The following is a 12,213-nucleotide window of genomic DNA, read 5'->3' as shown; positions in this document are numbered from 1 at the left end:
GTGCATGACAAACTGGGCATTTTTGAACCTGTCGAATACTTTATGCTGGGCTTTGGAATACAGTAAGTGATTATTCTAAAAAAGAGGGAACAAGTCATCTGGTTGACTTGTTCCCTCTTTTGATCTATTCCTTTAAAAATAAGAAGTTAAGTAAACATACGTGAATTAGATGTAGCAACATTAGGCATCATCTTTATTTAGGTTCGCAGACCAACAGAAGTTTAATAAGTCCGAAATAATTGAACTTGCAATTCAAAAAATACCAGTGAAACATGATAAGGGTGCTGTCTAATAAGTCCATAAAGTTTAAATCTGTTTACTGATTATTAACAAAACATATCCCAGGGTTGACTTTTTCAACGGGTTCATTCACAACTTCCTTGGAATAATCTTCGCCATCACTATCGAACGACGATAATTACAACTCCATTCGTAATTGTTTACGGACCTCAGTGATACGCATTCTTGGTTACGATTTATTCAACAATAAATAAGATCGAGATCTTACTCTCAAGCAAATAATATTTCGGCCACCAACAATAATATATAAAAAACCATGTACAGAAACCTTTATTAAAGTCTCTGTACCAAGGTTTTTTGGATTGATTCGTTCGTGAATGTTGTTTTTCTGCCAGAGTGCTGTTTTGATGAACAGTCTCTTCTTTCGACATTACTCGGCCCTAACAAAAAATCTTCTGTTTTGCAAAAAGGATTTTCTAATCGATAGATTCGTTGATTTCTCCATCGTTTTTCACAGCTGTATTTTCCATATAGTTTTTACCCCACTCATACATAGACTCGAGTATGGGCATCAGACTTTTTCCCTGTTCTGTCAGTGAATACTCCACTTTGGGTGGAACAACGGGATAGACTTCACGATGAACAATGAGGTCATCTTCCAATTCTCGCAATTGGTTAACAAGCATTCTTTGGGTGATACCAGGCATGAGAGACTTCAATTCATTAAATCGCTTTGTTCCCTCTTTACCTAGATGCCACAGAATAAGCATTTTCCATTTGCCACCAATTACAGAAAGTGTCAATTCTTTTTCACATTCAAACGGCTTATCACGAAGATGTCCCATTAATTTCACCTCCATTTCCAGCATAATGGTATACAATTTATCACTATATGACTATGAAGTGCGTACTTACGCATAAATATTATACCCGTTATACTAATTTCTGTATAGGTGATACGTTCTTAGGAGGGGATCAAGTGAATGACTTAACTGTTCCACGTGACATTGATTTAGAAGAGAATGCTCTCGATGTATTAAAAACGTTGGAAATGGATTCTGTTACTTTTGTCCTATTTGGAGCGACAGGGGATTTAGCTAAGAGGAAAATTTTCCCTGCTTTATATAATTTATTTTTAGATAAAAAAATTCCTAACTCGTTTTCGGTTATTGGTTTAGGTAGAAGAAAATGGTCTGATGAATCTTTTCAAAAACACGTGAAAGAATCGTTACAAACATTTTCTAGACGTTTGATAAATGAGTCATCCAAAACGGAAGAGTTTCTCAATGCATTTCGCTATAGCCTTTTGGATGTAACGAATAAAGAAGGGTATAAGAACTTACTTGAATTGATTCAAACTCGTGAAGAAGAATTGAGTATTCCAGAAAATCGCCTGTTTTATCTATCTGTTGCGCCAGAGTTTGTGGATGTGATTACATCGAATATCCAAAAAAGTGGATTAGGCTCTACAAAAGGATGGAGACGACTCATTATCGAAAAGCCTTTTGGGAATGATTTGAAGTCCGCCCAAAATCTGAACGAATTATTAAGTGAAACTTTTGAGGAGGACGAAATTTATCGTATAGATCATTACCTTGGAAAGCCGATGGTCCAAAACCTTGAAGCATTAGAATTTGCGAATCCTATGTTTCAAGCGCTATGGAATAACCAATATATTGCCAATATCCAAATCACGGCTAGTGAAACGGTTGGGGTAGAAGAAAGAGCAAGTTATTATGACCAAGCAGGGGCAATTCGTGATATGGTCCAAAATCATATGCTGCAAATACTGATGATGATAGCAATGCATCTTCCAAAACGAATAAGCGCAAAAGATATTCGTCAAGAGAAGAGGAAAGTCATGGAATTTCTACGACCATTGAAGAAAGAAGATGTAGCTTTGCACGTGGTTCGTGGTCAATATGGTCCAGGGGAAATTCAAGGTGAACCAGTTGTTGGATATAAAGAGGAATCCGGAATTGATGCTTCTTCAACAAATGATACCTTTGTTTCTGCCCGTTTGTGGATTGATGATTCTTATTGGAGTGGGGTACCATTCTATATCCGTACTGGAAAAAGAATGAGGGAAAAGTCCACACGTATTGTGATTGAGTTCAAAAATCCGTTAAAGGATTTATACATGTCCCAAAAAGAGCAAACAGCCCCCAATCTATTAATCATCGAGATCAGTCCTAACGAAGGTGTTTCTTTACAATTAAATAGAAAAAACCCGTTAAACGGTAAAATAGAGCCCGTTACGGTGACTTTTTCAGCTAATGCAAAAGAAGTACCGGAAGCCTATGAGCTTTTACTGTTCGATGCTTTGCGTGGCGATCCAACTTTCTTTGCTCATTGGAATGAGGTTGAATTATCTTGGAAGTGGGTTCAACCTATTTTGGAGGTATTTGAGGAAAATGCCCTTCCCCTGTTTCCTTATCGTTCAGGTTCGATGGGGCCAGACGCTTCTGATCAATTATTGGAAGAGGACGGATTTAAGTGGTTATAGGTTTTGATGCTGGTATGGAATTGACTCCCTCTATTGAAAAGATGAATTCATGCATTCCTATAGGTCGCCAAAATAGAAAAATGGATTCATGATCATGATGGTAAAAATAGGTAAATTATAAGCATTAAAGCTTCGGAAAAGAGAAGAAAGAACTGGGATCAGCGTTTATCCAAGAATTTAGATTTATTGTATACCTTGATATGAGATTTAAAGTTTGATCTCAAAGTAGCTAAGATTGATTCTTAAAATGAAGAAGGGACGAATTGACCATGGCAAAACAAAAAATCGGTGTGATCGGTTTAGCCGTAATGGGTAAAAATCTCGCGTTAAATATTGAAAGTCGAGGTTATTCTGTTTCTGTTTACAACCGTTCGTCTGAAAAAACAGAAGAGTTTTTAAAGAAAGAAGCAGAAGGGAAAAATTTTTTTGGTGCGAAAAGCACCGAAGAATTTGTTCATTCATTAGAAAAACCACGGAAAATTTTATTAATGGTTAAAGCGGGTGGACCAACAGATGCAACGATTGATTCGTTAAAACCATATCTTGAAAAGGGTGACATCCTCATCGATGGTGGAAATACATTTTTCCAAGACACGATTAGACGTAATAAAGAATTAGAAGTCACAGGTATCCACTTTATTGGTACAGGTGTTTCAGGTGGGGAAGAAGGGGCATTGAAAGGTCCATCTATTATGCCTGGTGGCCAAAAAGAAGCGTATGAACTTGTAGAGCCAATTTTGAAAGAGATTTCAGCAAAAGTAGAAGGAGATTCTTGTTGTACATATATCGGTCCTAATGGTGCCGGCCATTACGTAAAAATGGTCCATAATGGTATCGAGTACGGAGATATGCAGTTAATTTCAGAAGCGTATTTCATTATGAAACAGGTGCTTGGTTTAAGTGCACAAGAACTTCATGAAGTATTTGCAGAATGGAACAAAGGGGAATTAGATAGTTATCTAATTGAGATTACAGCTGACATCTTTACAAAAGTGGATAAAGAAACAGGTAAACCTATTGTTGACCTAATTTTGGATACAGCAGGCCAAAAAGGTACAGGAAAATGGACAAGTCAAAGTGCTTTAGATTTAGGAGTTTCACTTCCAATCGTCACAGAATCTGTGTTTGCTCGCTTTATATCTGCCTTGAAAGAAGAGCGAGTTAAGGCAAGTAAGCTATTAAAAGGACCTGAGGAAAAGACGTATGAAGGAAATGGAGAAGAATTAATAGAGGCAATACGTAAAGCTTTATATATGAGTAAAATTTGTTCATATGCACAAGGATTTGCACAAATGCGTTCTGCTTCAGAAGAGTATGACTGGAACCTTCGCTATGGTGATATTGCAATGATTTTCCGTGGCGGTTGTATCATTCGTGCCCAATTCTTACAAAAAATTAAAGATGCCTATGATCGTGATCCCAACTTACTAAACTTATTATTAGATTCGTATTTTAAAGAAATTGTAGAAAGCTATCAATCTGCATTACGTCAAGTACTCGCTATGGCAATTGAGCGAGGAATAGCGGTGCCATCATTCTCTAGCGCATTATCTTACTATGACAGTTATCGTACAGATACGTTGCCAGCAAATCTGATACAAGCACAACGTGATTACTTTGGTGCGCACACATACCAGCGTGTAGATAAGGAAGGCATTTTCCATACTGAATGGTTTCAAAAGTAATTTAATTAATATTATAGACCAAAACCCCTGTCTTAAATAATAGACAGGGATTTCAGAAGCGTTACTAGGATTTGCAATATAAAGTAATCTCTTTGATACTACATTTGTTCGATTTCCACTTAGTACACCAGTAAAATGAATTGGATCTACTGCTGCAGTTTTGTCTCCCATTACGTTGAAAGTTGAAGGATATTAATGTTTCTTTTGAAAAGAAGTGGTTTAAAGATTTCTATATTCTGTTATTCCCCACATTTTCGAGCATATTCAACAGAGTGAGAGTATACTGAAGCGTTTCTAAATAGTGGCGGATATAGGATTACACTCAACAACCCTACATAAAAAGATGGCTTCATTATCCGTGAAATTGAAAAAAAGGAGGAACATTCATGGCAAAAATTTCGAATTGTCCATAACCAGAAACGGGAGGATTAGCATTTTACTTTTTAGGGGGAGTGTTAAGCAATGAAGAACAGAGTAAAGGGTTCAGTCATGACCATGATTTTAAGTTTGCTTCTCTTTTCAACAATTAGTACAGCATCTGCTGGACAAGCAATGCCTGTTAAAAAAGCAGAAAATAATAGACACAAATATGTTCAAGTGCTGGATAAAGGAAAATGGGCGCCACATACGTACAAAGCTGTTCAGAGTTTAATAGATAAGTACGGTATAAACAATCCAAAATATAACCCGAAAAAGAAACCTTATGCTGTCTTTGATTGGGATAACACAAACATTATGAATGACACAGAAGAAGCTCTTTTTGTTTATCTAATTGATCACTTGGCATATAAGTTAACCCCAGAAGAGTTTTCAAAAATTATTCGAAAGGACGTTCCGCCAGGCGAATTTTCAGGGGAGTATAAAAACTTGGAAGGCAATCCTGTTACGATAGAGGAGATCGCTGCAGATGTAGATAGGGATTATCAATTCCTGTATCAAGAGCTGCGGAGGGGAAAATCATTAGAAGAAGTGACAGCAACAGACGATTTTAAGGATTTTAAAACAAAGCTGTTGTACATGTATGAAGCCATTAATGATACACATGGAGCAAATATTGGTTGGAAATGGATTCTCTACTTTTTTACAAATATGACGCGTGAGGAGCTTCAAAGCTTGGGGGAAGCGTCCAATGATGCCAATCTTGGAAGAGAATTATCTAAAGTGACATTGAAAAGTCCAGAATCTTTAAAAGGAGAAGCTGGTATTGTTAGCAGTTCTTATTATACTGGAATCCGGCTGACACCTGAAATGTCAAACTTAATGCATACATTGCAAGCGAACGGTATTGATGTGTATGTTGTTACCGCGTCATTAGAAGACCTCGTCGAAGTGTTCGCCAATAATCCAAAATACGGCTACAATGTGCCAAAGAATAATATCCTTGGCATGCGATTAGAAATGAAAGACGGCAATTATGAACCTTACTATAAAGAGGATTGGCCGTTTACTGGAATGCATGGTAAAACGGAAGTGATCCAAAAAGAGATCGCAAGTAAAAAAGGGGGACGTGGTCCAATATTGGTGGCAGGCGACAGCAATGGGGATTATGAAATGATGACAGAGTTCTCGGATACGGAGCTTGTGTTGATTGTAAACCGTGTCAGTGGTGGAAATATAGGAAAGCTATCAGCCATTGCCGCTTCTCAAATCGGAGAAAAGAATGCAAACTATGTACTTCAAGGCAGGGACGAAAATACAGGATTATGGATACCGACAGAGTACACCATTAAATTAGGAACAAATGAAAAGGTTTTATTGACTGATGTGGCTTTGAAATAAAGTCACGATGTTTATAATAAAGTTGCACCGTTTTACCCCTTTGGATAATATCCTCTAAAGGGGTGTTTTTATGTCCAAAAGAAAAAGTACATCTGAAATTTAAAATTGGATCAAGGGAATGGTTGAGTGGTAATAGAGTTGCCCGTTAAAGGACGCTATTCTTTAATAAGAATCGCTTTTCTTAATGAACTCCCTCAGTTTAATAGATAATGCTCACGAATACTCGCTTATTCGCAGGATTTCAAACCACATGGTATAGGTTGCTTTAGATGAGCGAAAGAGATAGGACCGTTTTGATAAGATGAGGGCAGATTGAAATAGGGGATCTATTTAAAATCCCATATTATTACATATGCTGCACGCATTTTCCACGCTGCCCCTGGAGGCTTTCCCTCCCATGTCTCAACGGGTCATAATCCTATGCCCTTTCATTCCTTCGTCATGCCTATCCAAGGGGTGAAGGCCGGTTTTGCTAACGGAACGGGTCATTGCCCTTTTGTTCATTACATCCAGTACTTCGTGCTTTCTTTGAAATCCTACGAATAAGCCAACTTTCGTTAAATAACCATGTGAATGTAAATTTACGCTGCTAGTTGTTCAAGTGGGAAGATCATTTCCGGTTTATAGGCAGAGCCATTACGAGCTATCCCTACTAGGACACGGGCGAGTTTTCCACAAAGTTTCATGATGGATTTCATTTTCTTCATCTTCTTCACTTTAACATTATTCGAGTGTAGGGCTTTAAACTCAGGGTTATTCATCACCAGACTCATGGTCGCAAGGAAGAGGTAACGCCGCAGGCGTGATCTTCCACGTTTGGAAAGAACAATTTGGCCTTTCCACTTCCCAGAGCTTGCTTCAGCGAGATGCAATCCTGCATGACGAAGGAGCGCATTCCCGTGAGCGAACCCACTCAGATCTCCAGCTTCTCCTAAGATACCCGCCAGTGAAATCTCGCTGATTCCTTTAATGGCAAGTATTTGCTTAACGAATGGAATCTGTTCCAAACTATCGTTGTGTCTAGGTTTTTCATGTGTTTTAGTTCCTTGATCCAGTTTAGTAATCTAGTAAAACCCTCTTCGTTATTTTCAAAAGACAAAGGTTTCCCGACCACAATGCCCCGAAAGTTTACAGCACGGGCCACGTGTATGTGTTGGGCAATATCCTCACCAACAACTAGATGTTGATCCGTAATTCTCTCAATTAGTTGATTTTGTTTGTTTTGCATTTTAAAATTCATAGTAGAGCTTCCTCCTTAAGATGAGTTTTGGTTTGTGTGTACTCTCATCATACTGAGGGGCTCTGTTTTTTTCAAAGCCGATAATTAATGCTCTACAGCAATGCTAACAGGTGCATTAGTAAAAAAATTTAAAGGGTGATCAATAATTGAGAAATCCAGTAAAGATTCAGGTCATTATTGAAGAATTGGAAATGCAGTTTGATGAGTCTCGGACATTTTTAAATGTGAAAACTGGTGAAATAATTTCAGTAACTCTGGATGACTTGAGAGCAGCTGAAGATGAAGAAGAATTCGGGTATTTACCTGAGTGGGAACAAGAAGATAGAAAAGTTGCTAATGATGTATTTGAAAACTTTGAGAATTACAAGGAACTCCCAACAAAATATGAAGTAAATGAATATGAGATCATAGAAGACTTTTGCATAACTGTTAGTGATGAAAGAAAGCAAGATAAATTATTAAGTTCAATTAAGGGGAAGGGTGCTTTTAGAAGGTTTAAGGACAAAATCATTGACTTTGAAATGGAGGACCAATGGTATTCTTATCGTGACGAACGATATAAACAAATTGCGATTAAATGGTGTTTAGACAATAACATAAGCTTTATTGATAATTAGCCTTAAAAAAATGTATGGCACGAGACCTATGGCTGAATAAGGTCATTGCTCTTTGTTCAACTGATATGAACGAAACTGTCAACCCACCTAAAAATATTACATTGGTAGGTGCAGAACTTTCTAGTAAATTGAATGAAAAAAATATCAACGCATTGCATAGTGATACGGATTTTGAACAAAAACTTCGTAACCGCAAATTAGATTACTCAAAATCATACGATATTTCAAGAGAAGAAGTACAAAGAGCCCTTAATAAAAATAAGGACTTAAAGTTAATAATAGATATTCACCGCGATACGATACCTAAAGAAGAAAGTACGGTTAAAATAGATGGAAAAAATTATGTGAAAGTTGTCTTATACGTATCAAAAGCAAATAAAACTTACTTTGCCCAAAGTTTGAATTTAGCAAAAACTCTTAATGATGAATTAGAAAAAATGAATCCTGGTCTTTCTCGGGGCGTGATCTTAAAAGATAGTCCGAATACTTACAACCAAGATATTTTCCCTGAATTAGCTTTAATTAGCGTTGGTGGTCCTGAAAATACATTAGAAGAAGAGTACCGAACAATTGAAAAAATAGCAGAGGTAATCCAAAAGGTAACTAATGAGTAATTTTATACTTGAAAGGTAAAATTGTTTGTACTATGGCTTTCCATAAATCAACTAACGGGTGCGTTAGCTGAAGATCAGAGCTGTCTTAAGGCAGCTTTTTCGTGCGCCCGGCATGGGTGCAATCTATAGGGTGAAAGTCCCGAACCATGAAGGCAGTAGTAGTGGTTAGCTTAATGCAAGGGTGTCCACGGTGACGTGGAATCTGAAGGAAGCAAGCGGCAAACCTCCGGTCTGAGGAACACGAACTTCATATAAGGCTAGGTATCATTGGATGAGTTTGCGAAACAAAACAAAGTCCTTACTGCCGAAGGTGGTACAGAGTAAATGAAGCAGATAGATGGAGGGAAAGATTGCACTCTTACCCGGGGAGGTCTGATGACAGCCAAGTACACTTGGTAACCTGTCCAGTGATGGACAGCTGAATCATCAGAAGTCAGCAGAGGTCATAGTACTTGTCTACTCGAGAAGATAAGGAAGGACCGAACAGATTAAGGAGGATGAATACTAGGCGTTCGTTATCTGCGAAGAAGCAAACAATTCCTAACGGAACTTATTTGAAGGAAGAAGTGGTGAATACACGGGGAACTTCAAAAGGGCGGAGCAGATAAAGGCACAAATAGACCATTTATCCACGTAGAAAGGATATCAACGATGTTAATGGAACAGATACTAGAGAGGGAAAACTTAATACAGGCATTGAAGCGTGTAGAAAGAAATAAGGGAAGCCATGGTGTAGATGGAATGCCGGTTCAAAACCTGAGACCGCACCTCGTAACCGAATGGTACAACATGAAAACTGCCCTTTTACAGGGTACCTATCAACCGCAGCCCGTCCGTCGTATCGAAATCCCGAAACCAAACGGCGGAGTTCGGCTATTGGGTATTCCAACCGTTCTAGACCGTTTCATTCAACAAGCCATTGCCCAAATATTGACCAAGATATATGACTCATCCTTTTCGGAGAATAGCTATGGATTTCGCCCTAACAAACAAGGGCACCAGGCGGTTCGAAAGGCAAAGTCCTATATAACCGAAGGTTATACATGGGTAGTGGATATGGACTTGGAGAAGTTCTTCGATAAAGTGAATCATGACAAGCTCATGGGAATGTTAGAGCGGGAAATTGAAGATAAACGAGTTCTCAAACTGATTCGAAAATTCCTTCAAGCAGGCATTATGATAGGCGGACTTTTTCATAAAAGTGAGGAGGGAACTCCGCAAGGAGGTCCGTTAAGTCCTTTATTATCTAATATCATGTTAGACGACTTAGATAAAGAACTAGAGAAACGCAATCTTCGATTCGTAAGGTATGCGGATGACAGTACTATCTTTGTGAAGACACGAAAAGCCGCCAAACGTGCAATGGGAAATATCTCAAGCTTCATTGAAAATAAACTGAAGCTAAAGGTCAACTACGAGAAGTCGAAGTATGATCGCCCTTGGAACAGAACGTTTCTCGGTTTTAGTTTCACGAAGTCAAAGAAGAACCCGAAGGTTCTACTGGCTAAACAAACGGTGAAGAGAGTAAAGAAACGAATCAGGGAAATGTCCTCGAGAAAATTACCGATACCCATGAAACTCCGAATAAATAAGTTAAAGCAATACCTTAGAGGTTGGATGGGGTATTTCGCCCTCATTGATACTCCGAACGTATTGAAGAATTTAGATTCATGGATTCGAAGAAGACTCAGGATGTGCCTATGGAAGCAATGGAAATTGCCAAGAACGAGGGTGAGGAAACTCAAAGGATTAGGCGTCCCATTTGGAAAAGCCTATGAATGGGGAAATAGCAGAAAAGGCTATTGGCGCATAGCGCATAGTCCTATTCTAGATAAAACCCTTAATAATGTTTATTGGCTCCATCATGGGTTAGTAAATCTATATGAACGATATACAAAACTACGTCAGACTTAAACTGAACCGCCGTATACCGAACGGTATGTACGGTGGTGTGAGAGGTCGGAGGCTAGGCGCCTCCTCCTACTCGATTTCTTTAACTAACAGGTGTTATTGTTTAATGAAAACTCTACTAATCTAGTATAATAGTTCTTCTTTTGACTATACTGTCTATTAATATGGTATAGATTGGAGAGAAACAGGTATGATCTTAACTGATGTATGGGGTTTATATAAGGCAGATAAGCAAATCCAAGGTTATTCTCCACAAACATTAAAGGCCTATTACGTCCAATTTAACTTGTTGGTGAATAGTTTTGGAAATATATCCATTCAAGAACTTTCAACTAATTCACTTAAAGTTTATCTGGGAAAAGCAGCTGAAAAGCTTAAGCCATCCAGTCTGGGTCACAGAATTCGATTTATTAAATCTTTATTTAGATGGGCTCAGGATGAAAATTTAATTAATGGAAATCCTGCTTCCAAAATCAAGGAACCAAAATTAGAATTAAGGGTACCAAAATACTTGTCTGAAGAGGAAATTGAACATTTGCGGGAAGCTTGTCATACAACATTCGAAAATGCTTTATTTGAGTTTATGTATTCAACAGGATGCAGAATTGGTGAAGCAATAACTCTAGATAAGGCCTCAATCAATTTCTCTAATCAATCAGCAATCGTTTTAGGTAAAGGGCGTAAAGAACGAGAAGTATATTTCAATACTCGTTGTGAAATATGGTTGAAGCGATATTTAAGTGAGCGAAAAGATCATGAGGAAGCACTATTTGTGACAAAACGCGCACCCCATCGAATGAGTATTTCTCAAGCGAGGAACATTATAAAACTGGTAGCAAAGAGAACGGACATTAAAAAGAGCATTCATCCCCACCAGCTTAGACATAGTTATGCCACAAATTTATTGAATAATGGAGCTCCTCTAGAAGTGATACAAAATTTAATGGGTCATGAAAAAAGTGAAACCACAAAAATTTATGCATATCTAAGTGGTGCAATGCGGAGAGACTTGTATAGAAAGTATTTTTAAGGGACCAAGGGTCCTTTTTATTTTGTTCTTAATAAACTATCGGGGCAGTTTAGTTCAAGAGTGCTGTTTGATCTTTGTTCAACAATTGGGCCATATAATTGAACAACAACTTTAAAGGAATCTGGATATTCTGTATAAGAATATTTGAGATTCTGAAAAATTGAACTTAAATTATGGGGTCAGTTGAATATACAAAAAAGTCGGTCCCTTTCATATAGGAGCTGACTTTTTTTAGTCTCAAATAGATGGGTTATTTCGAACTAGTAAAAAATAATTAAAACTGGTAAAAAATAAAATGTAATGTTGACATTACATTTTAAACTGTATATTATTTGATTATGTAATGTATACCTTACATTTTAGGAAGGATGTAATTCATGAAGCATGGGGTACGAAATTCAGTCAAAGAATTTAGAAAAGAAAAGGGCATAACACAGGACCAATTAGCTGAAAGTATCTCTGTTACAAGACAAACGATTATAGCGATTGAAAAACAACGATATGAACCATCTATTGGTACTGCTCTTAAATTAGCAACTGTTTTAGAATGTTCGCTTGAAAAATTATTTTGGATAGAAGGAGAAGAATAAA

At 37.6% G+C, this 12,213-nt stretch carries 11 protein-coding genes and 2 pseudogenes; 9 read left to right on the top strand and 4 right to left on the bottom strand.

The window, feature by feature from the left end; all coding sequences use genetic code 11:
• Nucleotides 1-716: 716 nt before the first annotated feature.
• Complete coding sequence (locus QFZ73_RS27480) at nt 717-1,085, bottom strand: winged helix-turn-helix transcriptional regulator (protein ID WP_251433076.1); 369 nt, start codon at nt 1,083-1,085, stop codon at nt 717-719.
• A 206-nt stretch (nt 1,086-1,291) separates the two neighbouring features.
• Here QFZ73_RS27480 and zwf point away from each other — a divergent pair, with 206 nt between their 5' ends.
• Together zwf and gndA are read left to right on the top strand one after the other, a co-directional pair.
• The gene (gene zwf / locus QFZ73_RS27475; RefSeq protein ID WP_307274256.1) at nt 1,292-2,746 is read left to right on the top strand and encodes a glucose-6-phosphate dehydrogenase; all 1,455 of its coding nucleotides are present in this window, start codon (nt 1,292-1,294) and stop codon (nt 2,744-2,746) included.
• Between the two features lie 269 nt (nt 2,747-3,015).
• Nucleotides 3,016-4,431: an NADP-dependent phosphogluconate dehydrogenase gene (gene gndA / locus QFZ73_RS27470; RefSeq protein WP_307273681.1), complete on the top strand. Its 1,416-nt coding sequence runs from the start codon at nt 3,016-3,018 to the stop codon at nt 4,429-4,431.
• A 54-nt stretch (nt 4,432-4,485) separates the two neighbouring features.
• On the opposite strand, the pseudogene QFZ73_RS27465 reads toward gndA, so the two are convergent.
• A pseudogene (locus QFZ73_RS27465) lies at nt 4,486-4,614 on the bottom strand (DeoR family transcriptional regulator); the annotation flags it as partial.
• Between the two features lie 279 nt (nt 4,615-4,893).
• On the opposite strand from QFZ73_RS27465, the gene QFZ73_RS27460 reads away from it, so the two are divergent.
• Nucleotides 4,894-6,210 carry a haloacid dehalogenase-like hydrolase gene (locus tag QFZ73_RS27460; RefSeq protein ID WP_307273678.1) on the top strand — a complete coding sequence of 439 codons (1,317 nt, stop codon included), beginning with the start codon at nt 4,894-4,896 and terminating at the stop codon, nt 6,208-6,210.
• Nucleotides 6,211-6,791: 581 nt separating this feature from the next.
• On the opposite strand, the pseudogene QFZ73_RS29105 reads toward QFZ73_RS27460, so the two are convergent.
• A pseudogene (locus QFZ73_RS29105) lies at nt 6,792-7,217 on the bottom strand (transposase); the annotation flags it as partial.
• Complete coding sequence (locus QFZ73_RS29100) at nt 7,142-7,450, bottom strand: hypothetical protein (RefSeq protein ID WP_373459043.1); 309 nt, start codon at nt 7,448-7,450, stop codon at nt 7,142-7,144. The gene QFZ73_RS29100 and the pseudogene QFZ73_RS29105, both read right to left, overlap by 76 nt.
• Nucleotides 7,451-7,596: 146 nt before the next feature.
• Between QFZ73_RS29100 and QFZ73_RS27450 the strand changes: the two genes are divergently transcribed.
• The 6 genes from QFZ73_RS27450 to QFZ73_RS27425 all read left to right on the top strand — a co-directional run bounded on the left by QFZ73_RS27450 (nt 7,597) and on the right by QFZ73_RS27425 (nt 12,212).
• A complete protein-coding gene (locus tag QFZ73_RS27450) occupies nt 7,597-8,067 on the top strand; it encodes a UPF0158 family protein (protein WP_251433066.1) in 471 nt (156 codons plus the stop codon).
• 65 nt (nt 8,068-8,132) lie between these two features.
• Nucleotides 8,133-8,681 (top strand): stage II sporulation protein P, encoded by a 549-nt coding sequence (spoIIP, locus tag QFZ73_RS27445; protein ID WP_307273673.1) that lies wholly within the window; start codon nt 8,133-8,135, stop codon nt 8,679-8,681.
• A 452-nt stretch (nt 8,682-9,133) separates the two neighbouring features.
• Nucleotides 9,134-9,289, top strand: coding sequence for a hypothetical protein (locus tag QFZ73_RS27440; RefSeq protein ID WP_307262143.1), 156 nt, complete (start codon nt 9,134-9,136; stop codon nt 9,287-9,289).
• Nucleotides 9,290-9,332: 43 nt separating this feature from the next.
• A complete protein-coding gene (ltrA, locus tag QFZ73_RS27435) occupies nt 9,333-10,595 on the top strand; it encodes a group II intron reverse transcriptase/maturase (protein ID WP_307273671.1) in 1,263 nt (420 codons plus the stop codon).
• A 187-nt stretch (nt 10,596-10,782) separates the two neighbouring features.
• Nucleotides 10,783-11,622 carry a tyrosine-type recombinase/integrase gene (locus QFZ73_RS27430; RefSeq protein WP_307273668.1) on the top strand — a complete coding sequence of 280 codons (840 nt, stop codon included), beginning with the start codon at nt 10,783-10,785 and terminating at the stop codon, nt 11,620-11,622.
• A 377-nt stretch (nt 11,623-11,999) separates the two neighbouring features.
• Entirely contained in the window at nt 12,000-12,212 is a 213-nt protein-coding gene (locus QFZ73_RS27425; protein ID WP_063575037.1) for a helix-turn-helix transcriptional regulator, read from the top strand.
• Nucleotide 12,213: the final 1 nt, after the last annotated feature.

It is taken from the genome of Peribacillus sp. V2I11 (assembly GCF_030817135.1).
Classification (GTDB): domain Bacteria; phylum Bacillota; class Bacilli; order Bacillales; family DSM-1321; genus Peribacillus; species Peribacillus simplex.
The sequence above is the reverse complement of the archived record's forward strand: the minus strand, read 5'-3'. Positions and strand labels throughout refer to the sequence as shown.